The following is a 25,072-nucleotide window of genomic DNA, read 5'->3' on the forward strand; positions in this document are numbered from 1 at the left end:
TTTTGAAATATATTTTAAACCGCCCGCCCGCCCCAAAGGTAATATGGGCAACAAAAAGATTGATAAATAACCCCCAACCATGAAAGTTCTAGTTGCAGATGATCATGCCATAGTGCGAAAAGGACTAAAACAGATCTTATTGGATGAATATCCCTTTGGCGTAATAGAGGAATGCTCCAATGCCGAAGAGTTGGTGCAAAAAGCCAATGACGACCAATGGGATGTTATAATCAGCGATATTTCAATGCCTGGCCGAAGCGGTTTGGAAGCGTTGCACCAGATCCGTATTCAGCACCCCCGCCTTCCTGTGCTTATTTTAAGCATGCACCCCGAAGAACAATATGCTATTCGCGCATTAAAAGCCGGCGCTTCTGGTTACTGCAGCAAAGACCTGGCCCATGAAGAACTGGTAAACGCAGTAAGAAGAGTATTGACCGGCAAAAAATATATTACTCCCACACTTGCCGAAACCCTGGCCACCCAACTGGAAGATGAGAGTCAGCCGGAACCCTATAAGCGTCTTTCAGACAGGGAATTTGATGTATTCAGATTACTGGCCAGAGGCAAATCGGTTTCAGAAATAGCCGAAACACTTTCACTCAGTGCTACAACCATCAGCACTTACCGGGCCCGTATACTTGGTAAAATGAGCTTTAAAACAAACGCCGATCTTATACGGTATGCACTTGAGAAAAAGCTTATTGAATGAAAAGCAGTGAACCTCACCTGGTTACATCGTTGTCGAATTTATACTACAAAATAAACATAAGACCTACTATTTATTAGGGGGAAGCTAATATGTTAAATTTGATAGAAAGTTTCTTACTATGTCTGGTAGTAGATTCACGGTACTGGTAGTTGACGATTCTGTCATGTTCCGACAACGTGTTATTTGCTTACTCAACGATCGTAACCTTGATCCGGTATTACAAGCCTGCAATTATGAAGAAGCCGTTGACCTGCTTCTGAAAACGGAAGTGCATTTAGCAATGCTCGATATCAATATGCCTGGCAAAAATGGTATCGAATTGCTGAAGTTGATAAGAAGCAGGTACCCCGGTACAAAAGTTTGGATGGTTAGCAATCATGCCGACGAGCACTATAAACAAATTTGCCTTTCAACCGGGGCAGATCACTTTTTCGATAAATCATTTGATTTCGAAGAGATCGGAAACAAGACAACCATGATCATAAATGAAATACAAAACCAGAATTAATCAATAACCCTTCATTGGTTATTAGGTGAAAACTTAAACCCGTCGCCCGTATGACTAAAGAAGATCAAGTAACGATTGCAGGTACCTATGAAGACAATTATTTCGCCGTTATTAACGAACACGGTGTAATTATTTATGCCAACGACCCGTTGGCCAATTGCATTCATATTGAAAGCAGGGGTACAACCAACCTTTTCTTCAATTATATTTCTTCCATTGGCACAAAGCAGTTAAAAAACGCCCTGCAGCACGCAGGCTATGCAGCCAATCCATTTTATTTAAGAATGGACCTTTTTAATAGTTCGGTGCACAAGGCAAACTGGCATATTGCCAAATTGAAGACTGCAACCCAACGGCCCGAGGTGTTCATTTGCATAGGAAGTAAAACGAATATTGAAAAACCAACCAATACACCTGTCACTGGCCTTCTCGTAACAGATGCCCAGGGAAATGTACTAGATGCCAACGATCAGGCCGCATCATTCTTAAACACCAATCCCGAAAGCCTGTTGAATGCACAACTGGCAGACTTTTGCAGTCCCTTAAAAATATTTTCAGATCCAATATCCTATGAAAGTACACCGCCTATGAAAGCCCTGCTTTCGGGCAAGGCCTACGAGCAGGTAATTGAAATGCATGCCGGCAGCCCTGAAAGCAAATGGTTACATTTTACTTTCCATCCTCTCTTTGATGACACGCGTTCCGTACCCTTTTCTTTTATTGCGCTTATAAAAGAACTACCCTGGAAAAAAGAACAGATAAGTTTCGACAAACAACTGTTTCAAAATGAATTTCTGAATATGACATCAGCCATGACCTGGCTGATAGATGAACAGGAAAATCTCATTTTTGCCAACCCCGCCTTTCAACGCTTTTTAGGTATAACCGAAAAAGACCTGAATAAAAAAGCGATGGAGGCAATACCACCTTACTTTGTAGAGATATTCGAAAAAGAACATCGCAATGTACTGGCAACCGGTACTGCCCGTAAAAAGATCCATAAACATGCATTAGCAAATGGCACCACTACCTATTTCCTGGTACATATTTTTCCGGTGCCCAATAATTCAAATAAAAAGTTATTAGGAGGTGAGGCAACCGATATTACTTTCGGATACAACGAGCATAAAGAAATTGCCAATGCCAATGAACGTCTTATTCGTTTAACCCAGGTTACTACAGAAGCTATTTGGGAATGGGACCTGAAAACCGATCAGTTTTTCCGTAGCAAGGCATTGCTTGATCTTATTGGCTCTTTTGAACCTGAAAACCTGACCTTTGCTTACTATCGCAGTCGCATACACCCCGATGACAAGGACCGGGTTGAGTTATTTATAAACAATCTGCGGCATAGCAAACAATCGAGCTGGCAATACGAATACCGGTTTAAACATATTGATGGCACTTACCGAAACCTGCGCGACCGGGGCGTGGTGGTTTATGAAGATGGCAAACCCGTAAAATTCATTGGTTCCATCCTCGACCTTACCGAAGTGAAGGTGCTGGAAAACCAACTGATGCAGGAGAAGATCAAACACCAGAAAGAAATTGCAAAATCAATAATAGATACCCAGGAAAAAGAACGTACCCGTATTGGACAGGAACTGCACGATAACATCAATCAACTGCTGCTGGTTGCCAAACTGTATATGGGTCTTTTAAAGCCAGCTGAACCAGCCAATAAAGTAATAGCCAAAAAAGTAGTTGAATCGCTTGATATGGCCATTGCCGATATACAAGCCATTTCAAGAGAAATGGTGTTGCCTAAATTAAAAGAGAAAACACTGGCCGAAAGCATCAACGAATTGGTTAAGGATGTGAAAATGACCTGCAAGTTCAAGATCAAATTCCTGTACGATAAACAGGCCAGCGAAGATATTTCCGAAGGCAAAAAGATAGCCCTGTACAGAATAGTTCAGGAACAATTAAAGAATACCATTCAGTACAGCAAGGCGGCTAACGTTTCGTTACAGCTTTTATATCACCCGCATTCCGTTGAACTTATTATTCAGGATGATGGCGTAGGCTTTGATCCGCTGAAGAAAACAAAAGGCATTGGTTTATGTAATATTTACGATAGAACGTTATTATACAATGGCAAGGTAGAATTGCACTCCTCACCTGGTAATGGTTGCTACCTGAAAGTAACCATTCCCAAGTGTTCATTGTAATGGTTTTTATCCCTCCCCTGTTTATGAAAGGCTACCTTCGGGTAGCTTTTTTTATGTGCCATAACTATCTTCCATAATCGTCATACGACTCCTCGGCATACTGTTCAAAATTTTTGATCAGCTTCTCATTTTTTACCTCAATAGCAGATAGTTTACTACGAACATCGGTTGATACCGGTATATACCAATCTGCGCCATCGAACATAGCGCGCACCTCGCGTAATTTAAATGAATAACCATGGCGGGTATACCGTCAAGAATTGCATTTACAAGCCTTTCCATTTTATGGATGGCGACTACCATCAAAGCATGGCGATCGGCAATGGGCGGGCAAATTACAGCACACAAAGAATGGATGATCCGCAGTTATGCGTTAACATTATCGGCCCTTACCCTGCGGGCCTGGAAGTGGCTGCTGATAGCCCTTTTTCATTTACGCCCGCTGAATGCCTACATGATAGTAGCCTGGCTGGGTTTTGTACCTAATTTAATATTTGCAGAATGGCTTATAAGACAGCAACGTAATAAGAAAATGAGATCGCAGTTGCATGAAAATAGTTAACTTATACTAACTATTCGCCTATGCAAATACAGATCATTAAAGCCCAATCAGAAGATATTAAGGATTTTCGCAAGCTATTTCTGCAGGAGAACAACTTTCAGTTTGTATGCGATAAATGTCATTATTATGGCTGGGCCGATGCTTACATCTTCTTTTCAAATGGTATGAAGATCGGTTACGGGGCGGTGTGGGGTACCGATAAAAGAGAAGACCGCGATACCATCTTTGAATACTACGTATTACCGCCTTTCAGAAAATACAATACGTCTATTTTTCATCAATTCATTTCAGCATCCGGCACTCACCTTATCGAATGCCAAAGCAACGACCTGCAATTATGCAGTATGATGTATGAATTTGCAAAGAACATAAATGCAGAAGCTATTTTGTTTGAAGAATTTATTGAAACCACCCTGCCAATGGCCGGTATACAATTTGGCCGTAAAGCCAGTGATGACGATAACCCTGCGCATTTTGGCGGCTACTATCTTATGCAACACGGCGAAATAGTTGCCAACGGAGGCTTTCTTATCAATTATAATTTTCCCTATGCCGACATTTATATGGATGTAAAAGAAAACTGCCGGCAACAAGGGCTCGGCAGTTTAATTGTTCAGGAACTTAAAAAAGAAATTTATCGCATAGGCCGCGTGCCCGCAGCCCGGTGCGGCATCAGTAACAATGCATCAAAAGCCACTTTAATAAAAGCCGGCTTACGCCCCTGTGGCTTTAGATTAAAAGGCGAAATAAAGAATTTCTGATTTCGAGATTTTTGGAGATTTGTTTATTTGCGAAATTCAAAAGAAGTCTCAAAATTCCGCACTTCCAAACTCAGAAATCATTTAAAGATTCAGAACTTATGCAATTTGTTTTTATGCTGCACCAGAAGAAATCCCGAAATCTCTAAATCTCAAAATCATAAATCCTTCTCCACGTGATCCTTAAGCGATGTGCCGATTATAGCCGTCCAGCCTTCCATAAAGTTCTTCTTATCGAAGTCAGGATTGCTCATTGGGAATGTTTCCAGCCCTTCGTGCGTTAATTTAAGCCGGGTTTTACTGCCTTCAGCAAACAGTTCAAACGTAACGTAAGAATTGCCTTCATACCCTTCATATTGCCAGGTATACTGCAATTTTTTATTGGGTATTACTTCGGTTATGCGGCATTTATGTAAATATACATTGTCATCTTTTCCTCCTTCAAACTGAAATTCAAAACCAGGCTCTGCCTTAAAATCGGCCAGGTTAAAATACCACTGGCGAATTTGGTTTATATCAGTAATGGCTTTCCACACCTTGTCGGCAGGCGCGTTGTATGTGCGCTCAACGATCAATGGTTCATGTTTCATTGACTATTTTTTTGATGTGCGTTTACAATTGATTTCCCTTCAATTTGTTTGCCAGCACCGCGCGCAGTGCCAGTATGATTTACGTTCCGGTTACGTAACCATCTGGTTGCAAATATATGTGTAACCCAGTGGTTACTCAAAATTATTTTCAAAGTATTTGACCTCTCTAAACCATGTCTTTTCCAGGTCTGTAATAGTTATTAACTCCTTTTAAACTATGTTATAAGTACATGCTTTTTCCATTCATCTTCCATTATATAATGGAGGATGAATGGAAGATGAATGGATAATAAATGTAGAAATGATGTAAAATAAGACATTTCTCAGACTGCCTTTAGAGGTGGATCACTGGTGCAACATGTATTTTTAATCCCTTCCTATTTGTAGCTTTGATACCGAAATCAGCTCAATTATGGCCCGGTTCCTCCCTTCTCCTGTTCTGCAACCATACATCAAACATTTCCTGCTTATTGAAAGCGAGCAGAGAATGGTAAACCGAATTTTGCCAGATACTTCCATTGTAATAGCATTCAGGCTGAAGGGAAAAGTGAGTTATACAGATAATGGCGAGACGCATACCTTGCCCCAAACAGTTATTTCAGGCATCAGGGAAACCAGCCGGCTTGTAGATTATGAGAAGGGCGCCAGCAACCTGCTGGTGATCTTTAACGAGGGCGGGGCCGCTGCTTTTTTTAAAGAACCAATGCATGAGCTGGGTAGCCTCAGTACATCACTCCATGATCTTATTCATCCCTCAAAAGTGAGCGCAATTGAAGAAGAACTGGCAGCCGCCAAAAACGACAATCAGCGCATACTGATAATAGAACGTTTTTTATTAGCCGAGTTGAAGAAGGCCCAACCCGATCATCTGGTTCATGAGGCTATTCACCAGATCAAACTACTGAAGGGAGATATTAAAATAAAAGATCTGCTTACGAGGCTGCCAATCAGCCGCGACCCATTTGAGAAAAGGTTTAGAAAAATAACCGGCACTTCTCCTAAACATTTTGCAGCTATCATTCGTTTAAAAAACCTAATAGAAAATTATAAAGACAATTCCAGCTTAACCCAGGTGGCCTATTCGGCCGGTTATTTCGATCAGGCACACTTTATAAAAGATTTTAGAGCATTCACGGGACAAACACCGCTCGATTTTTTTAAAACGCCACCACTTTGGTAATATCCCAACCATCATTCAATATTTATCGTAATTGCAACGTTACCCTCTCTTTAAGGGTCAATTGACATATGCAAATGAGATTTCTTGGGTTGGCTTTGATTTTGTTGTTGTGTAATAACCTTTGGGCACAAAACTGTAATACCCTGGGACAAACTCCCTCATCGGCATTCCCCGTTTGCGGCCTCGATACCTTTTCCCAAGCCATCGTTCCCGAGTGTTTTAGCCATTACATTGTAGTTCCCGGTTGTGAAAACGATGGGGCCGATTATGCTGATAAAAATCCCTTCTGGTATCGCTTTACCTGTTACAAAACCGGCACTTTAGGATTTTTAATAACACCCAACAATTTGGGCGACGATTACGACTGGATGTTGTACGATATTACCAATCGCAACCCCAATGACGTTTTTACCGACAGATCGCTTATTGTTACCGGCAACTGGGCCGGCACTTTTGGCGTTACAGGCGCTTCTGCCGCCGGGGTAAATTTTATTCAATGCGCATCCCGTCCGGAAGATCGTCGAAATTCATTCAGCACCATGCCCACTATTGTGCAGGGGCATACCTACCTGTTGCTGGTAAGTCATTTTTCAAACTCACAAAGCGGTTATAAATTATGGTTCGATGGTGGTACAGGTGTTATTGTAGACCCGCTTACACCTGGCATCAAAAACGGGTGGATGGGGTGCGGTGGTGTTACTGCCACCCTCATCATGAATAAAAAAATTAAATGCAGCAGCCTTGCCACCAATGGCAGCGATTTTACTTTATCACCGGCAGCTGCCACAATTGTTTCAGCTACCGGTATTGGTTGTAGCAATAGTTTCGATATGGATACTATTGTGCTCACCATGAGCAATGCATTACCCCCGGGTACATATACCATCAGCATAAAAAATGGATCAGATGGCAATACCCTGCTAGACAACTGTAATAACAGGGCGCCGGTTGGTGATAATATCTCCTTGGTAGTTACCCCCGTACAGCCTACCCCAATGGACAATATGAAACCCGTAGGCTGTGCACCCTCAACATTAGAACTTGTTTTTCGCCGGCCTATGAACTGTAATTCCATTGCGGCCAATGGCAGTGATTTCAGGGTTACGGGTTCTACCCCTATAACCGTAACCGGTGCAAGCGGAAAATGCGTAAATGGCGTAACCACTTCTATCTTCGTTCAGTTATCGGCCCCCATACAAACAGCCGGCAGCTATCAGATAATTTTACAACCAGGTACCGATGGCAATACGATCATTGATGAGTGCGGCCAGCATACGCCCGCCGGCGCTGCCGTACCTTTTACTACCGTTGATACCGTGAATGCCGATTTTACTTACAAACTTTTTTATGGCTGTACAGCAGATACCTTAGACTTTGTTCATGATGCCAACAATAATACCAACCAGTGGCAATGGAATTTCGATGGCATAGGGAGCAGTACATTACAAAAGCCCAGTTTTATTTTCACCAAATTTGGTCCGAAGCTTATCACATTAAAAGTGTCGAACGGTGTTTGTACAGACAGCGTAGCAAGAACAATTCTGCTCGACAATGACCTTATTGCAGATTTTAAATTCCCGGAGATCTTATGCCCTGAAGAAAAAGCGGTATTTACCGACAGTAGTATTGGAAAAGTGATAGCGTGGAACTGGGACTTTGGGAACGGGAATGGCAGTTCGTTTCAACATCCATTGCCGGAACCCTATCCACTTGTTACCAGTGGAAAATCAAAAATGTATACTATACGATTAATTGTCGAGAACAATTTGCATTGTTTTGATACGGTTGCACACCAAATGAAGGTGGTGAATAGTTGTTTTATCACTGTACCCAATGGGTTTACCCCTAATGGCGATGGTAAGAACGACTATTTATACCCGCTTAATGCCTGGAAGGCCACGAACCTTGAGTTTTACATTTATAACCGGTATGGTCAGATAGTGTTTCGTACAAACAACTGGACGAATAAATGGGATGGGCGAATAAACGGACAACTTCAATCGACCGGCGTGTTTGTGTGGTTCCTTAAGTACACACAGGCTGACACTGGCGAGAAGGTATTTCAACGAGGCACCACTGTACTCATCAGGTAGCAGAAAAATGTGCGACCCACTATAAAGAAACATCGTTCAATTTATTGTGTAAACGTCTAAAAAAAATTATTCCCGGGGCTATTTCTTGTTGAATATCAAATTTAATGGGTGGTACGTTAGTAGAATTACAAAAGGTTATATCATTCCCTTGTTCGCGTGACGCAAAGTTATTATCTTCCGCTTGCAAAATTTACCCTAAAAGTGCAATTACCTACCCATACCTGGCGTTATGGTATGTGTCGCCGTACAAACCACAAACATGACAAAACTTAGATTCCTATTCCTAATTCCTATAGGTTTATCCGTGTCCGTACAAGCCCAGAAAACTGACTCGCTGGTTGGTAAATGGAAATATTACGACGTTTACAATAAACAAAGATACGATACTAACACCCTGAAGATTGCTAAAGAGTACTTTGGCGCCATGACCCTTTACTTCAAACCCAATAATCACTACAAGGCTTTTGTGATGAACAATATCGATGAAGGTATTTGGAGCACAAGTGATAGCTGCAGAAAAGTGAGGATGACTTCTTACAAGGGTCATTCAAACGAATCAAAGATCTTTGGCCTGCAAGGTGATCAACTGATCCTTGGCATGGGCGAAGGCGCTTTTATTTTAACCAGAACTGTTATAAACGACTCAGACAATATTGAGCAACCGCTTCCTAACATAAAAACCGTTAGAGTTTCTAAAAGCCAGATAACCAAAAAATGGTACTTAACCCGTCGTGAAGTGCCAGGCCGTACAGAAGCGCAGCTTAAAATGGCCAGTAAGCTCATTAAAGGCGCTTATGCCCATTTTAAACAGAACGGCGAATATGAAGCCCAATCATTAAAGGTTACAGAAAGCGGTAAATGGGTTTTTGGCCCCGACAACAAATCAATTATCGTTACCATCGAAAACCAGCAACGCATTTGGAATATCAAAGCAATAAGCCCCACCAACCTTGTTTTGATAAGTGGATACACTGAAGAAGAGTGGAAGTTCAGTACCAAATTATTATAAGCCCTGATAAAACTGATAAAATTATTATAAGAGATCCTCCTAACGCCGGAGGATCTCTTCTTTTATATCCATATTACTGCGCATCTATTGTTACCTCTACCCCATCGTTCCAGTTCTTATATTCAGGTGTGTAGTAGAGGTATGTATTACTGGCCTTTCCTTTATAGGTGCCGGCTATATCTGCTTTAAGATCGAGACTGATGGTCTTTGTTTCACCGGCTGCAAAACCCATAAAATATAACACCAGGTAATTATCGAACAGCTCGTAATAAGCCATATGGCCTTTCTCTTTCAATTCTTTCAATTGCCAGGGTTGAACCGATAAGCCCGCAGGTATACCTATTTTAGCTATGGTCATTGGTTGCAGCAGTGACTTTGTATTGGTAACTCCAATATCCATACGCATGGTTTCCCCAACCCTTGTTTGCGATGCTGCCAACTTAGTAGTTAAAGTAAGTTCAGCTTTAGCGCTGTTGGGTGGTGTATAGGTATTATACGATACCTGCATGGTATAAGGAATGGCCGATGCTTTATCGCCATATTGTACGCTAAATACATTCTTTCCTTCCTGAACAGCGACTGTCAAAGTGCTGTCGGCACCCACGTTGGTATTGTTCATGGTAAATGTGATCCGCGGGTTCTCGCTTATTTTACCTATGAGCTTTGAATATTCAACAATGGCTTTTAACGCCAGTACAGTAGCCTGTGTTGACCCATAACCATAATACGATTTATTGTCAAGCACCCGTGTTATCAGCTGGGCTATAAGGCCTATGTCAGAGGTTTGTTCGCGCATCAATGCCAGTGCATAAAGCGAAGCAGTTTCAACCCGTAATGAAGCATCGCGCGAATTCACCACGCTGGTCTCGGAAACAAGGCCATTCTTTTGATAAGCGGTTCGCAGGGCATCCATCAACAAAAGGTAATGGCCATTACGTTTCATATTTGAAGCAGCCAGTGCCATCATGGCCATCTGGTAACCGTCTTTACTTTCAATTGCTTTCGTAAAGGCATTTTCATATTCAGGCACTATTTCACTGCCCATACCAGCCTCACTCAGTGCATATACAATATAAATGTTGGCGATCTTATTGGGTACAGAAGCAAAACGATCGTACCCACCGGACGATAAACTGAACCCACCCTGCCCATCGCGACGGCTTAACAGGAATTGTTTGGTCCGTTGCATCATTTGCTGATCTACCTTTATAAACTCCTGCATATCGGTAAACTCCATTAACCCGTAAGCGGTCAACGCTTCATGCGGGGGTGTGTTGCCAAACCATTCAAACCCATTCTTCTTTGTTTCAAAACCAAGAAGCCGTTTATAACCCGCTACTATATACGCAAGCGCTTTCTTTTCCACTTCTGCATTCGCCCTGCCCGATTCTTTCAGGTATTTCAACACATAAATATTGGGATAGGTGGTTGATGACGTTTGTTCAAAACAACCATGCGGTTCGCGCAACATAGATTCTATACCATCGAGCAAGGTACCTTCAAGCGATTTAAATAATTTCAACTGTGTATGCAAACTTCCCGGTATCATTTTCGACACTGCAAATTCATGTTTACCGGCCTTATTACCCGAGAAGGTCTCTATTACCGGGAATCCTTTCTCCACTGCGGTTATGGGCAGTTTCACTGTTTCTGTTCTTTGATCGGTTTCAACAGTGAACTGAATGACACCTGTTGTAGCAGCAAATGCTTTTACCGGTATCAGCAACTGACGCGAACTATCGGCAGGTAACTGAAAAGTATCAGGAAAATAAACCGCTTCCATTGTAGCAGGCAACGACACTTTCACCCGTACAGAAGCATCTACAATATTGTTATTTTTTATAACCAGCGGTATCAATGCCCGGTCATCCACCGTTAAGTAAGGTGGTATTTTAGCGTCAACCTGCAGCGCATTCATTGTAATATAAGTATGTTCGGCCCGGCCTGCTTTCCCATTATAACCGATACCTTCGGCAATGGCCCTAAAGGTGGTGGTGGCATCGGAGTTATAATACTCAACCTGTGCCGTTCCTGTCTTATCTGTTTGAACAACCGGGTTCCAGTAAATGGTTTCCCTGTAATCGGTGCGTTCACGCGGCTCCGTTGTAAGGTACCTGGGAGCATAGAACCGTCTGGCTAATGCATACTTTGGGCCATCACTGGTAATAATCATTTTAGAATCGTAATAATTATTGTCAGGTATTTTAAACTGAAATTTACCTGGCTTTGATCTTTTGGTTTCTATAAGAATGGCCCCATTGGCAGCGCGGCTTCCATAGACGGCTGTACCCTCGGCATCTTTCACTACGTTTACCGAAGCAATATCATCACGATCAATTGCATTTAACCTGAAATTTTCCATAGGAACGCCGTCGATCACAAGCAACGGCTCCATGGCATTGGTAACAGTCCTGATGCCCCGGATAGCCACTTTTGGTGCATCGAGCGGATTGGCTGCATTGGGTGTAGCAATGATACCGGGTATCCGGCCCTGCAAAGCGGCTTGAAGGTTTTGTTTTGGAATTTCATCGGCCCTTATAATTGCCACACTGCCTGTTACATCCATCTTCTTTTGAGTGCCATAACCAACAACCACTACATCCTCAAGATTATTAGCTTTTAAAAAATCAAAATCAACCACGCCTTTTTCGGGTTGCTGTTGTATTAATTCCTGCACCGTTACAGGCTTAACGTCATTGGTAAGCGCAGGCCCTGCTTCCTGCGTTTTAAATTTCACCAATGGCTGCTGATTGGCATTTAGATACCTTAAGGGATTAAAACCTACACCATTCTGTGTTATTAAAATGGTTACCTTTTCATTTTTACCAATGGCATGGGCAACTAAATAATAATTGCTTTTAGGTGAAAGCTGTGAAAAATAGAATACCCCATCTGCGCCTGTATGATATTCAATGGCTTTACCTTTTGTTATATCCTGCACCAGATAAACCGTAGATTTTACAGGATCGTACTTACTATTTATAATTCTACCGCTTAACATATAGGGCTGATCGGGCTGAAACGGTAATTTACCCTGCTCTTCTACCCCGGCCGAATAATCGAAATACCGGTAACCATGCGTAAGCATTACCAGGTCTAAGGCAGCCGGTGCACTGGGCTCGTCTTTTTTAAAATAGAAATTTGGTTCCTCTATTTTACCCTTTAACTCGGAGCTCATCAATAACCAGGAAAGTATATTATCCTGTTTGTCATCGGCAAACGTCCAAAGTTTATCATCCAGCACCGCCAATGATAAATTAGATGGTACAGGATTGCCTTTATCATCCTTTGTGTTTACAGTGAGGATAACCTTTTCGCGCGGCAAATAGCGCGGCTTGCTGGTGCTGATGCTAACATGCAGGTTCTTGTTCTCGTTCAAAAATACCAATCGTTCTGCAACCGGCAGATCGTTATTTGTATACAAGGTGAACCGCGCGATACCGGCAGGGAATTTATTCTTATCTACCGTTAACTTATTTTCACCGGCATGCAGTTTTACTTTCTGTGTTAAATAGTTTGTATTCTTTGTTTGCCCCACCAGGTTTACCTCGCAGCTGCTGGTTGCACTCAACTTCACAAAAAGCTGATCATTCGCTGTATTCTCTATGCTCATTACCACCCCTTGTGCAGATGCCATTGGCAGCGGAAAGGTTTGCGCAATACGTGCCGGCGTGGTGATGGTTGCGGTATAGGTCTCATTCTTTTGTGGTGTAAAAAGAAATTTACCCATGCCAAAGCGCAGACTTTCAAAATCAGTCACCTTATTTCCTTTACTGTCCTGCACCGCGCCTTTTATATCTACCGGTTTACCATGTTCATTAATGGCCCTGAATGCAACATGCGAAGTTATACCCTGCACCAATGTACCGCCTTCGGGCATAAACTGTACATCGAGGTTATTGAGCACTATGGGAATACTTCTTGAGATGGCCTCGGTATAAGAATCATACTGTATAGTTATGTTCAATAAACCATCGGTGCTGGTCAATGTGCCCGGCAGGTTAAAACGGAGCTGCGCTTTTCCCTCTTCATCGGTTTGAAAGCTATTGGTGTATTCAACTTTACCGGCAATAGATACCTTATAAACAGCCGGGTAATTCCTTATTGGTAAGTCGTTGAGGTTACGAATAGAAAAATCGGCTTTTACTTCATCACCGGGGCCATACCCTTTTTCGGGAAAATCGAGTTTCATTAACAAACGGGGCGCTATTACCTTCATAAGGGTAACTTCCTTTTCAAAAAAGGTTTGCTCCGTTTCGTTGCGCATCCAGGTGGTATAAGCCCTTAATTTATATACGCCGCCGGCAGTCTGTTCCGAAAATTCAAAGGACCCTTCGGCATAGCCGTTCTCAACCCCATAATTAATTTTTTGCACCACATTACCCGATGGGCCAATGATCTCTGCATACACAGCACTGCTAAGGAACGAAGGGGTTTGTGTATTGGCATTTACTACATACAACTTAAAGAACATGGTTTCACCAGGTTTGAAGAATACATGGCTGGTTTGCACATATACTTTCTCTTTGTTATCTGCATAATCAAGACTTTGTGCTTTTGTTAATAGTGAACAAAAGCAAACAAGCAACAGCAAACAATAGCGGATAGATTTACGCATAACTTTAAAATTGAATAGAGACATTACAACCAAATGATTTAAGCGAAGGCAGGTTGAAAAAATCGAGACCGGCGGTATTGGCATAATCGTACAGTAACTGGCCGGGGTCGGTGCCTTTATAAGGTGTATACACTATAATATTATTGGCATACAACGATACGGTCAGTTGCTGTATATACTTATTGATCCAATGTTTATACTTAATACTGATGTTATTCAACTTCAATACATCGGCCCGTTGAATATATTCCTCTCCCACCCCGCTATGGCCATACCGTACCCAACGGTTTTGTTCAACCGGGGCATTTACATCATAAAAAGCTACTGGAATATTATTGGGTTGTTTATCTTCTAACACGCCATTGAAGATGAAGCCGGTGGTATTTCTTGCCGAAGCAGAAGCGGCAGAACGTCCATAATAATCAAGCACTGCCTGGGTACCATTCCACATGCGGCCGCCTTTCTTCCACTCCCAATACATATCGAAACTCCAGCGTTTGTAGTTAATGCTATTGGTTGTTTTAATAATAAAATCTGGCAGGGGGTTACCAATTATACCCGGGTTGTTATTCACTTGCGGAAAACCGTCGGCGCCAATAAGTATTTGATTATTTTCATTACGCAGGTACCTGGTGCCAACAATACTACCCAGAGGTGCGCCTTTTACAATGGCCGTATAGATGTTGCTGAAGCCGGCCAATGGCGTTTCATTGTAACCTGCTTTTACATCGAGCACCTTGCTTTTGTTGGTAAAAAAAGAAAATGTATGCGCGGTAATTACATTACGTATATAAGGCGAAACAACAAGCCCCAGTTCAAGCCCGCGGTTACGATGGCTGGCGATATTGCGAAGCACCAATGAACCATTATCCATAACAGGGAAAACATCATTGGTTATTTTCCTGTTAAAGAGTTCGCCATAGAGGGTTACCTTATAACTATACCCAATCTCCAACCGGCCTGTAAATTCATTATTCTTAATAGCATCCAGTTCATTAAAGCTGCGCACTTCCGTAACGGGGAAATACTGAAAGGCCTGTTGGGTAGAATATGATAGTAAGTTGTTTTGAGCAAAAGAGCGGCCAATGGGTAATTCACTATTGAACCGGTTGTATGCGCCGCTTAGCTTTGCATAGATATCAGATAAATAAAATGGATTATCCCATTTTATAAAAGCGCCGGCTTTGGGAAGTAAAAAACTATTGTTTGCCGTAGTGTTTGAAGCATATATTTTATTGGCAACATTTGCGCCGGCCTGAACATCATACCAACGGTGCGATACTGTATAAGACAAGGAAGCATCATGCGCCGAACGCTGGTATCGGTATGCAGCCGGTATACTGTAATCAATAGTTGAAAGATTACTGGTATAGGTATAATTGAAACCAAGCCTGCCGGTACCACGGTATTTATCAAAAAAATACTCATAGGTAGCATTACCTGTTAGCAAATAGTTTACGTCTTTACGGATACGGTCAATAGCAATACCCATAGGGAAAAAAGCGCTTCCGGGCCTATACCCTTCGCGGGTATGTTGATTCAGTCGCTCAATTGATTGGGTGACCTTATAACTAAAAGGCCGCCATTTTCTTTCAATAATAATACTACCCGTTTCATTTGTTTGTCCAAAGGGGTTTCCATTACCAGTAACCAGGTATACCGGGTTATCGGCCTGGCTACCATATGCTTGTTGATTTACCGAACGGGAATTGTGCTTAACATCAAAACTTACCGGACTTAACAGTGCATTCTGGTAAACGCGATGCAGAAAACCATACCGGTTTGAATTGGAAAATTCATCGCGTAAGAAATTGTAATTACCAATTATGCTTAATTTCTTCCATTTTGCTTCCAGTATGCCCGACAAACTATTAGAAGTATTGTTATTATACCTGATAAATGTATTCTCTCTGGAGTTTCCCAGCTTCACGGTGCCACTCAATAACAGGTTATGGTTTGTTCTATATTGGGCCTGCACCCGCAGGAACTGTGATAGTAGTGAAGCTGCTCTGAAAATACTATTGTTATATCCATTTGCAGCACGGCCGTTACCTGTACCAGCGGCTACCAGCTTACCATTTTCATCATACGCATAATTACTTCCATCATATTCCAATGAAGATAACGCGGGCCCATAACTGAACATTTCACCTGTTTCAGCACCCCTCCAGGCCAGGTTGCCATTTTGTGAGCGGCCCTGAACATATGCTGATTGCAGGGCCGGTATTTTATTAATACGCTTTACTTCAACCCTGCCGCTATATTCACCACTTAGTGTAAACGTTTTTTCAATAAATGGGTCAATATTTAAAACACCCCGCCTGATCCTTATTCTTCCCACCCTAAAACCATTATATATCTGATTGACTGATAAAGGAGAATTCCTTATACTGTTTGTAGTATCGGGCCAGAAGTGATTTACCCGCATGCTGTCCTTGTGGATCAGCTTTAGATAATCATTCGACAAAATGGGGGTTACCTCCTGCGAATAGGTAAAAGCAGGCAATAGCAGTAACAACAGCAGTCGTTTCACGTACAGTTATTTGTAACTGGATGCGGTTGTTTTTGAGATTACATAAGCTTGTTAGAAAAATTATTTGAGCGGGGAATGGAATAACTACTCACCACACCTTAAGAGGGCACTCCACTTTCTCCAAACTCTCTGCCAGCCTTTTCCATAACCCCGTGTACGATAACGACAATTCAAAGCCGCCCCTGAATTGGGAGGCAGTAGTGAGCTTACTGATATTTACATCATAACTAAGCCCTATGCCCAATTGATGTGTATGAATTTTTATAATAGGAATAAAGGCATCTTTCCAACGCAAGGCGCCGCCAACAGCTATTGATAAGCCGCCCTCTTCACCTGCTTCATCAAAACAATGCGTATACAGGCCACCACCCTGCAGCAATCTGTTGCCGCCCTGCATAAAATAATCGGCATAAAAAACGATCTTATCCATATTGTTGATCCAGGCAGATAGTCCACCGTTCAATCCCCATTTGCGATTTAATCGCACGTCATATTCTTTTGTAAAAGCTACCTGTGGTTCAGCAATATGAAACAATCCACCACCAACATACATACTGATATTATTGGTTAAGCTGGTTTTAAAGCTCAGGCCAACAGATGCATCCCAATAAGTAAACGCAGTACTGCCAAACTGCTGTCGTGTAGGGTTTGAAACACTATAAGCTCCATTTATATACTGATCATCGAATTGTAACTTAGAAGCATCGAAATGTTCGTTCACCGGGCCACCCATAAAAGCAAGTGAAAACAAAGTGGTTTTATCTTCATTCAATAATTTATGGTAATTGATAAGCGGAAATACCTGTGTACGTTGCAATTTTGAATCACCTGCCACATCATTGGTAAGCTGCAAACCGGTAGTAATAAAGTCGCCTGTTGAAAAACCGCGTAACATTTTACATTCAGCACTAATGCCCATGGTCCTGTACGGCACTGTTACACTTTGCCATTGATTACGGTAAGCACCCGTAAACCGCATATTACCATTAAAGATGCCGGCCAATGCAGGATTTCTTAAGAGCGGGAACTCATAGAATTGTGAGAAATGGATATCCTGACCTTTCACATTCAATGTATGAAACACCAGGTATATTAATACACAATAGCGTAAAAAAGAATGCATATAAATACTTAGAATTGTTCAGTTATTCAGTTCGTCAACTTCACTTTAGAAGTGTAACGTTTCCTTTGTAAGTGTTTATTAAATCATTCTCACAAACCACATCGGCTATATAAACATATACTTCCGATGGCATTACCTTTCCCCGCACTCTTCCATCCCAACCAGCGGCAGGATCATTGGGTTGAAAATTTGTTCGCTCAAACACCAGTTCACCCCAACGGCTGAAGATCCTGAATACCCGCACCTGCGAAATGCCTTTGCCACGCACCATCAGTACATCATTCACACCATCGCCATCGGGAGAAAATGCATTTGGAATAAATACCTGCGTACTTGTACAAAATGTTTTTATATTCATTGAATCGGCGGCTACGCAACCAAATTCATTGGTCACTGTAGCGTAATAGGTCCTGTTTCTTGTAATGGAAGCAACAGGTGTTGCGCAGGAAGTACAGCTAAGGTCATTGCCTGGCAACCAACGCCAGGTGGTTATAGGTCCATTTTGTGTAACCGGTGCAAAATTGTACGTGCTGCCGGTGGCCATGGTTATATCGGGCCCTACATCAACCTTTGGATTGGGATTTACGATCACTTTAATTTGTCCCGTATCGGTAAAACATTCATGTCCGTCGAAGCCCACCACCTGGTAAGCAGTAGTGGTATTCGGTGCTGCTATTGGGTTAGCCGCATTAGCGCGGCTTAATGCTGTTGCCGGCGACCACATATACTGCACCGCAGAACCGCTTGCCAGCAGGTTCACGCTTTGGCCTTCACAAATAGTTTGATCGGGCGATACTGCTACTTCTATAGGTTGAAAAACCGCCACATTCAACGTATCTTTATCAATACACCCGCTTTCGGTACTGGTAACCGTTAGAATATAAGTAGCCGGCGTTGGCAGCGTACTGTTTGGTTGCGCCACCAGCGGATCTGACAAAAAGCTTTCAGGATACCATTTATAGGTAAATGCATTTACAGCGGGCGTACCAATCGTTATGGACCGGTTGGGACAAATTATAGTATCGGGACCGGCATTTGCCAGTGGCAGTATGGGGTAAATGGAGGCCTGTAACGTATCGCTGCAACCAAAACCGCTATAGGGAACTACGATCACATTAATATTATTGATCTTCGGCGCGGGGTTAAGTACCAGAGTTTCACCCATACCCAGCAGCGTACTGAAATTATTATCGTACCATTTATATTCCTGAAAACCCGGTGGCCCGGTAAAGCTGGCAATATTGGGGTTACATTCATAATGCGCCGAAGCTGTTACATTACAGTCGCCCACATCAACATAAGCGTACCCCCAATGGGCGCCGCGGGTACAGTCGGCCGTTGTGAACTCCAACTGAAGTGTTTTACCCGCATAAGGCGCCAGGTTAATAAATACCGATGACCAGGTCTTGTACTTAACCGAACCATCAACCGGAGATATTTTAAACCCGGGCAGAGCAGCTGTAGCAATATATTCGTTGCTGGCGCATTGCAGGTATTTATTCGTTTGTACATCCAGCATCCGGGCAATAAAGCGAGGCTGTTCGTTCTGGTCGTGACCGGGGTCCTGGAACACTACTGCATAACGATAATTAATTGACGCATCTGTTGCATTGGCGGGAACGGTAAATTGATAGGTGATGCGTTCTGCTTCGCCACCATTTATGTTATTACCCAGGCGAACGGCAAACCCACTGCCATCGGGCGGGTTCACCGGGAACAAACCATATGGATCGAGATCGGTAGCGCCGCCTTTGGCATATAGGGTATGCCTGCCTGTGGCTGGTGGTGAAGGACTTACAGATATGGCATTATCGCCATTCTGTACGCTGGTGGAACCAACATAACATTTCCAGTTATTTAAAGAGCCTGCTTCAAAATCAATATTAGCAGGACATTGCTTTTGAGCTCTTGCCTGGTGTAACGACAATAAGGATCCTAATACGAATAAGGTAAATTTCCTCTTCATAGGCTAACGAATTAATGGATTAAGAGGGTATTGGGGCGGTGGGGAGGGGAATGCTTTTATCTTTTACAAATACTGTGCAATTATTTACTGAGATCATTTTCCTTTATTAACATCTGTTTAATTTTTCATACTTTCAAAACCCGGAAAGGCAAATACTATTATTTTTATCAGGTCTTATAACTAAAACAACACATGGATACCCGCAGAGAATTTCTAAAAAAAGCTACCGTACTATCGGGCGGCGCCGGTTTAATGCAATTGTTACCGCCATCAATTGCCCGGGCGTTGGCCATTAACCCCGAGGCCGGCACCACCTGGAAAGACGCTGAACATATTGTATTTCTTATGCAGGAGAACCGCTCCTTCGATCATGCCTATGGCAGTTTGCAGGGCGTACGGGGTTTTAACGATCCGCGGGCCATCAGGCAACCCAACAACAACCTCGTTTGGTTACAAACAAATAAAGAAGGTGAAACCTACGTGCCCTTCCGCCTTGACATTCACAATACAAAGGCCACCTGGATGAGTTCCCTCCCCCACAGCTGGAGCAACCAGGTTGATGCCCGCAACAATGGCCACTATGATAAATGGCTCGATGCCAAACATTCGGGCAACAAAGATTACCGGGCCATGCCATTGACCCTGGGTTTTCATAACCGCGAAGACATTCCTTTTTATTATGCACTGGCCGATGCCTTTACCGTTTGCGATCAAAACTTTTGTTCATCGCTTACCGGCACCACGCCCAACCGTTTATTTTTCTGGAGCGGCACCATTCGCGATAAAGCAGATGAAAATGCGCTGGCCTGCGTTTGGAACGAGGATGCCGATTATAATACTATGGTAAGCTGGGCAACCTTCCCCGAGCGGCTTGAGGACGCCGGCATTCCCTGGAAAGTGTACCAGAATGAATTGAGTGTTGGTGTTGGCTTTGAAGGCGAAGAAGACAGCTGGCTGGCCAACTTTGGCGATAACCCGCTGGAGTACTTCACCCAATACAATGTAAAATTTCATCCACCATATTGGAAAAACCTGCCAAAAGCTATTGAACAACTGGCTGAACAGATCAAAAAGCAGGAAGCGCAACTGGCGAACGGATCACCGGAAAGTGAAAAAGTAAAGAAGCGCATTGAAGGAATGAAAGCCAACCTGGCCGTTTTGGAAGCCGATGTAAAGAAATATAATGCGGCCAGTTATGAACAACTTTCGGCCCGGGAAAAGAACCTGCATGAAAAAGCTTTCGATACCAATAAAAAAGACCCCGACTATCACAAACTCACTACCCTTACTTATAAAGATGGTGATACAGAGCGCCAGACAAAAGCGCCAAAAGGCGATGTGCTGCACCAGTTCAGGGAGGATGTAAAAAATGGCAAGCTGCCCACCGTATCGTGGCTCGTTGCGCCCGAAAACTTTAGCGACCATCCATCAGCGGCCTGGTTTGGCGTATGGTACATCAGCGAGGTGTTGGATATTCTTACCCAAAACCCCGAGGTATGGAAGAAAACCGTCTTTGTATTGACCTATGATGAAAACGACGGGTACTACGACCATGTGCCGCCATTCGTAGCGCCACATCCGCATAATGCGTCAACCGGTTTAACCTCAAAAGGCATCGATACCGGTGTTGATTATGTTGCCAATAAAGATCAGCAGTCGATAAAAGAACTGGCGCGCGAAAGTTCCATTGGCCTGGGCTACCGGGTACCTATGGTTGTAGCATCGCCCTGGAGCCGCGGCGGCTGGGTTAATTCAGAAGTGTTTGACCATACTTCATCTATAAGGTTCCTTGAAGAATTTCTATCGCACAAGACCGGAAAGAAAATACAAGAGCCCAATATTTCAAAATGGCGCCGTACAGTTTGCGGTGATCTCACTTCTGTGTTCAGACCCTATAATGGCGAAAAGATCACCCTGCCCGAATTTTTGGAAAGAGACGCTTTTATTGAAAGTATTCATAAAGCACAGTTCAAACAACTGCCTTCAAACTTTAAAAAGCTCACGGCGGAAGAAATTGCTGCTATCAATAAAGCGCCATGGTCATCGCCTAACATGCCGCAACAGGAAAAAGGCATACGCAATGCCTGTGCATTGCCTTATGAGTTGTTTGCAGATGGCGGTTTAACTGCAGATAAGTCTGGCGTTGAGATAACATTAATGGCCTCGAACGTTGTTTTTAAACAGCGGGCAGCAGGTTCACCTTTTCATATTTACGCCCCGGGCAAATACCAGCAACAGGTTCATCAAAACTGGGCTTACGCTGTAGAAGCCGGAAAAGATGTAATAGCCAACTGGAAGCTGAGCGATTTTGAGAACAGCAGTTATCATTTGCAGGTGTATGGCCCTAATGGCTTCTTTAGAGAACTGAGCGGCTCAAAAGACGATGCAGCTATTCGCATTGTATGTGATTATGAGACTGATCAGCTTAGGAACGACCTGCTCAGCGGTAATATATTACTCCGCTTTACAAATACCGGTACGCAATCGCTGGTGTTTGAAATAATTGACAATGCGTATAAAACACCTGTACAAACCGTAAACGTAAAACCTGGAAAAGCTAAAATAAATCAGCAGATACGCGTCAATACCGCCAAAAGCTACGGTTGGTACGACTTTTCCGTCAAACTTAAAGGCAATCAGCAATTTGAGCGCCGGTATGCCGGCCGGGTTGAAACGGGCAAACCAAGCAAGACCGATCCCTTCATGGGAAGAGTGGTGTAGCCAATTGATTCAACGTTTGGCCAGTAAGCAGTAAAATACATTGAGGATAAAACTAGGTTTATTATTAACTTTATAGACCGCCTCAATTTATTTTACTCACCCCAAAATGCTGCGCCATGTCGGAAATGATTGCACCTGCCTTAAGGCACACTGATAATTTAAAAATACTTGCAGCCAATATAAATGGCCCTGACAATAATCTATCAATTGATAGCAAGATCTCTTTTCGTCCGTTTGTAAATTATTTAAAAGACAAACTACACGAAAGCTCCGATTCCCGATCGGGCATATACAATTACCTCATAGAGAAATTTGAGGAAACGCCTGCTTTGCTGGAACCGGTAACAGATGAACATGTACTGGAAGACAACCACGACCTGCTCGAAATGCTGGGCACTACACTGTTCCCCGTGGTAAGTGAAGAAAGCAAGAACATGTTCACCATGGGTATACCGTATGAATTTTCGGTATTCAATTATTCATCACCTTTCAGGAAACTGTTCATCGATGATGACTCGGCACAGTTCTTATTGCCCGAGAATATATCGCATGAAACGCTGCGGCAAGCCCAATGCTCGCTGATGTACGAGCATGTGCTGGCAAAATTCTATAACATAAAACTGAATGAAGACCCGCACCTGGTATACCCGGTAACAGATAAAAAAACCGGTTTGAAACGTTACTATAAACTGCGGTACGACCGCCGGTTTATTGATATAAACCTGAAAGGCACATTGCCCCAAATACAGGATTGTGCAGTTTGCCTCAACTCCCTGCGAATACTTGACCTCGACCGGCAATTGGAAAAAATGCCGCTCGATCTTTTTGAAGTGGAAGGCTTTGGGGTTTGGATTGCCGAGGACTTTACCATTCAGGAATCGCTGGATGCTATAAAGAAAATATTATTACAGCACCACGATTGCAACCTGAACGTAATTCAAAGCCTTAAGAACAGCATACATTCATTAATAGGCCTTAATGAAGTTGAAGTAGGCTTTACGCCATTTATACAACTCAATGGCCGGTTTGTAATGGATGAGAACTGTACGCGGCATGGCATTCTTGGTAAGAACTGGAAAGCCAGCAATCCGGAAGATGTAGCCACTTATCAAATGTGTGTCGGGTTCTTTAGTGAACATCCTGAACCAATACCCCTATCGGTACTTGATGAAAAAATGCTGGCGGTAGCGCCATTTACACAGGCGCTGTTAGACCAGGGATTTAAAAGTTATATTATTTACCCCATACAGAATAATGATGGTTTACTTGGTGCCCTGGAACTTGGCTCCACTATTTCGGGTCAACTGAACCAGGATGTGATGAACAGAATTGAATCGGCCATACCGCTGTTATCGCTGGCGTTGCTAAAGAACAGAGATAACTTCAACAATCGTATTGAAAAGATCATCAAAGAAAAATTTACGCCTTTACAACCAGCGGTAGAATGGAAGTTTGCCGAAGTGGCGTGGGAATATTTGCATAATGAAAATAATGAAGAGGCCACTGTTACGGGAAATGTAGTGTTCGATAATGTATACCCATTGTATGGCGCCATTGATATTCGCAACTCTTCCGTTGAAAGAAGCCGCGCCATTCAAAAAGACCTGAAAGAACATATTGACCTGGTTGATGAAGTGCTCGATAAATTGCAAACGCTGCTAAAGTTGCCTTTACTGGAAGGATTGAAGTTTAAGAACTTTACCTTCAGACAAAGCCTTGAAAACGGCATGGCCGCAGAAGATGAAATACGCATCAATGAGTTTTTTGAAAAGGAAGCCGATCCTGTATTATCGCATTTGCAAACAAGCAATTCCCAGGCGCAGGAAATTGTAAATAACTATTTCAACCTGGTGAACGATGAACGCAGCTATTTATACCGCAACCGCAACGAATACGAAAACACCCTCAATACGATCAATAACACGGTGCTGCAAAGTTTCGAAAAACAAGAGGAGATCATGCAGCAGTCGTACCCGCACTATTTTGAAAAATACAAGACCGACGGTGTTGAGTACACTATTTATATAGGGCAGTCTATAGCGCCTAATAATCTCTTTAACATGCTTTATCTGAAAAATATCAGGTTATGGCAGTTGAGCTCCATGGCAGAGATCGCACGAATTACACACGCGTTAATTCCCAATTTACAGGTGCCCTTACAAACCACACAATTGATCTTGATCCATAGCCAGCCCATTAGCATCAGCTTTAGAAAAGACGAACGGCGTTTTGATGTAGAAGGTTCGTATAACATTCGTTACGAGATCATGAAGAAACGGCTCGACAAAGTGAATATCCGTGGCACCAATGAACGGCTTACCCAGCCGGGCAAAATAGCCATGGTATACAGCAATCCCAAAGAAGCACAGGAATACCAGGAATATATTTTGTTCCTGCAAAGCAAAAACTTATTGCTGCCCGGTATGGAATACCTTGAGCTGGAAGAATTGCAAGGCGTAAGTGGATTGAAAGCGTTAAGAGTGAATATTAATTTAGAAGCATAAAAAAGATGAAGGGAAGCCCCCTTAAAG

The 25,072-nt window shown here is 42.9% G+C and carries 16 protein-coding genes; 10 read left to right on the plus strand and 6 right to left on the minus strand.

The window, feature by feature from the left end:
- Positions 1 to 79 precede the first annotated feature (79 nt).
- The 3 genes from GGD38_RS01460 to GGD38_RS01470 all read left to right on the plus strand — a co-directional run bounded on the left by GGD38_RS01460 (position 80) and on the right by GGD38_RS01470 (position 3,388).
- A complete protein-coding gene (locus GGD38_RS01460) occupies positions 80 to 709 on the plus strand; it encodes a response regulator (protein ID WP_375299809.1) in 630 nt (209 codons plus the stop codon).
- A 118-nt stretch (positions 710 to 827) separates the two neighbouring features.
- Positions 828 to 1,217: a response regulator gene (locus GGD38_RS01465; protein ID WP_375299808.1), complete on the plus strand. Its 390-nt coding sequence runs from the start codon at positions 828 to 830 to the stop codon at positions 1,215 to 1,217.
- A 50-nt stretch (positions 1,218 to 1,267) separates the two neighbouring features.
- Positions 1,268 to 3,388, plus strand: a complete 2,121-nt coding sequence (locus GGD38_RS01470) for a PAS domain-containing protein (RefSeq protein ID WP_375299807.1) — start codon at positions 1,268 to 1,270, stop codon at positions 3,386 to 3,388.
- 64 nt (positions 3,389 to 3,452) lie between these two features.
- Here the strand turns inward: GGD38_RS01470 and GGD38_RS01475 are convergent, their stop codons facing one another.
- Positions 3,453 to 3,593, minus strand: coding sequence for a hypothetical protein (locus GGD38_RS01475; protein ID WP_375303723.1), 141 nt, complete (start codon positions 3,591 to 3,593; stop codon positions 3,453 to 3,455).
- Between the two features lie 33 nt (positions 3,594 to 3,626).
- On the opposite strand from GGD38_RS01475, the gene GGD38_RS01480 reads away from it, so the two are divergent.
- Both GGD38_RS01480 and GGD38_RS01485 read left to right on the plus strand, forming a co-directional pair.
- Positions 3,627 to 3,950: a DUF2306 domain-containing protein gene (locus tag GGD38_RS01480; RefSeq protein ID WP_375299806.1), complete on the plus strand. Its 324-nt coding sequence runs from the start codon at positions 3,627 to 3,629 to the stop codon at positions 3,948 to 3,950.
- 20 nt (positions 3,951 to 3,970) lie between these two features.
- The gene (locus GGD38_RS01485) at positions 3,971 to 4,711 is read left to right on the plus strand and encodes a GNAT family N-acetyltransferase (protein WP_375299805.1); all 741 of its coding nucleotides are present in this window, start codon (positions 3,971 to 3,973) and stop codon (positions 4,709 to 4,711) included.
- A gap of 155 nt (positions 4,712 to 4,866) precedes the next feature.
- Here the strand turns inward: GGD38_RS01485 and GGD38_RS01490 are convergent, their stop codons facing one another.
- Positions 4,867 to 5,298 carry an SRPBCC domain-containing protein gene (locus GGD38_RS01490; protein WP_375299804.1) on the minus strand — a complete coding sequence of 144 codons (432 nt, stop codon included), beginning with the start codon at positions 5,296 to 5,298 and terminating at the stop codon, positions 4,867 to 4,869.
- Positions 5,299 to 5,710: 412 nt separating this feature from the next.
- Between GGD38_RS01490 and GGD38_RS01495 the strand changes: the two genes are divergently transcribed.
- The 3 genes from GGD38_RS01495 to GGD38_RS01505 all read left to right on the plus strand — a co-directional run bounded on the left by GGD38_RS01495 (position 5,711) and on the right by GGD38_RS01505 (position 9,580).
- On the plus strand, positions 5,711 to 6,478 hold the full coding sequence (locus tag GGD38_RS01495; RefSeq protein WP_375299803.1) for an AraC family transcriptional regulator: 768 nt from the start codon (positions 5,711 to 5,713) through the stop codon (positions 6,476 to 6,478).
- A gap of 74 nt (positions 6,479 to 6,552) precedes the next feature.
- The gene (locus tag GGD38_RS01500) at positions 6,553 to 8,571 is read left to right on the plus strand and encodes a gliding motility-associated C-terminal domain-containing protein (protein ID WP_375299802.1); all 2,019 of its coding nucleotides are present in this window, start codon (positions 6,553 to 6,555) and stop codon (positions 8,569 to 8,571) included.
- 259 nt (positions 8,572 to 8,830) lie between these two features.
- A complete protein-coding gene (locus GGD38_RS01505) occupies positions 8,831 to 9,580 on the plus strand; it encodes a hypothetical protein (RefSeq protein ID WP_375299801.1) in 750 nt (249 codons plus the stop codon).
- A gap of 73 nt (positions 9,581 to 9,653) precedes the next feature.
- Here GGD38_RS01505 and GGD38_RS01510 read toward each other — a convergent pair whose 3' ends face one another.
- The 4 genes from GGD38_RS01510 to GGD38_RS01525 all read right to left on the minus strand — a co-directional run bounded on the left by GGD38_RS01510 (position 9,654) and on the right by GGD38_RS01525 (position 19,820).
- A complete protein-coding gene (locus GGD38_RS01510) occupies positions 9,654 to 14,198 on the minus strand; it encodes a TonB-dependent receptor plug domain-containing protein (protein ID WP_375299800.1) in 4,545 nt (1,514 codons plus the stop codon).
- Between the two features lie 4 nt (positions 14,199 to 14,202).
- Positions 14,203 to 16,731 carry a hypothetical protein gene (locus GGD38_RS01515; protein WP_375299799.1) on the minus strand — a complete coding sequence of 843 codons (2,529 nt, stop codon included), beginning with the start codon at positions 16,729 to 16,731 and terminating at the stop codon, positions 14,203 to 14,205.
- An 88-nt stretch (positions 16,732 to 16,819) separates the two neighbouring features.
- A complete protein-coding gene (locus tag GGD38_RS01520) occupies positions 16,820 to 17,854 on the minus strand; it encodes a PorP/SprF family type IX secretion system membrane protein (RefSeq protein WP_375299798.1) in 1,035 nt (344 codons plus the stop codon).
- Between the two features lie 40 nt (positions 17,855 to 17,894).
- Positions 17,895 to 19,820 carry a gliding motility-associated C-terminal domain-containing protein gene (locus GGD38_RS01525; protein ID WP_375299797.1) on the minus strand — a complete coding sequence of 642 codons (1,926 nt, stop codon included), beginning with the start codon at positions 19,818 to 19,820 and terminating at the stop codon, positions 17,895 to 17,897.
- Between the two features lie 192 nt (positions 19,821 to 20,012).
- On the opposite strand from GGD38_RS01525, the gene GGD38_RS01530 reads away from it, so the two are divergent.
- Both GGD38_RS01530 and GGD38_RS01535 read left to right on the plus strand, forming a co-directional pair.
- Positions 20,013 to 22,541 carry a phosphocholine-specific phospholipase C gene (locus tag GGD38_RS01530; protein WP_375299796.1) on the plus strand — a complete coding sequence of 843 codons (2,529 nt, stop codon included), beginning with the start codon at positions 20,013 to 20,015 and terminating at the stop codon, positions 22,539 to 22,541.
- Between the two features lie 116 nt (positions 22,542 to 22,657).
- A complete protein-coding gene (locus GGD38_RS01535) occupies positions 22,658 to 25,045 on the plus strand; it encodes a hypothetical protein (RefSeq protein WP_375299795.1) in 2,388 nt (795 codons plus the stop codon).
- Positions 25,046 to 25,072: the final 27 nt, after the last annotated feature.

It is taken from the genome of Niastella sp. OAS944 (genome assembly GCA_024809215.1).
In the GTDB taxonomy this organism is placed as follows: Bacteria; Bacteroidota; Bacteroidia; order Chitinophagales; family Chitinophagaceae; genus Niastella.

Excerpts from the sequence above, each read along its gene's own strand:
- GGD38_RS01460 (WP_375299809.1), top strand. The coding sequence starts at position 80 with ATGAAAGTTCTAGTTGCAGATGATCATGCCATAGTGCGAAAAGGACTA.
- GGD38_RS01465 (WP_375299808.1), top strand. The coding sequence starts at position 828 with ATGTCTGGTAGTAGATTCACGGTACTGGTAGTTGACGATTCTGTCATG.
- GGD38_RS01470 (WP_375299807.1), top strand. The coding sequence starts at position 1,268 with ATGACTAAAGAAGATCAAGTAACGATTGCAGGTACCTATGAAGACAAT.
- GGD38_RS01475 (WP_375303723.1), bottom strand. The coding sequence starts at position 3,593 with ATGTTCGATGGCGCAGATTGGTATATACCGGTATCAACCGATGTTCGT.
- GGD38_RS01480 (WP_375299806.1), top strand. The coding sequence starts at position 3,627 with ATGGCGGGTATACCGTCAAGAATTGCATTTACAAGCCTTTCCATTTTA.
- GGD38_RS01485 (WP_375299805.1), top strand. The coding sequence starts at position 3,971 with ATGCAAATACAGATCATTAAAGCCCAATCAGAAGATATTAAGGATTTT.
- GGD38_RS01490 (WP_375299804.1), bottom strand. The coding sequence starts at position 5,298 with ATGAAACATGAACCATTGATCGTTGAGCGCACATACAACGCGCCTGCC.
- GGD38_RS01495 (WP_375299803.1), top strand. The coding sequence starts at position 5,711 with ATGGCCCGGTTCCTCCCTTCTCCTGTTCTGCAACCATACATCAAACAT.
- GGD38_RS01500 (WP_375299802.1), top strand. The coding sequence starts at position 6,553 with ATGAGATTTCTTGGGTTGGCTTTGATTTTGTTGTTGTGTAATAACCTT.
- GGD38_RS01505 (WP_375299801.1), top strand. The coding sequence starts at position 8,831 with ATGACAAAACTTAGATTCCTATTCCTAATTCCTATAGGTTTATCCGTG.
- GGD38_RS01510 (WP_375299800.1), bottom strand. The coding sequence starts at position 14,198 with ATGCGTAAATCTATCCGCTATTGTTTGCTGTTGCTTGTTTGCTTTTGT.
- GGD38_RS01520 (WP_375299798.1), bottom strand. The coding sequence starts at position 17,854 with ATGCATTCTTTTTTACGCTATTGTGTATTAATATACCTGGTGTTTCAT.
- GGD38_RS01525 (WP_375299797.1), bottom strand. The coding sequence starts at position 19,820 with ATGAAGAGGAAATTTACCTTATTCGTATTAGGATCCTTATTGTCGTTA.
- GGD38_RS01530 (WP_375299796.1), top strand. The coding sequence starts at position 20,013 with ATGGATACCCGCAGAGAATTTCTAAAAAAAGCTACCGTACTATCGGGC.
- GGD38_RS01535 (WP_375299795.1), top strand. The coding sequence starts at position 22,658 with ATGTCGGAAATGATTGCACCTGCCTTAAGGCACACTGATAATTTAAAA.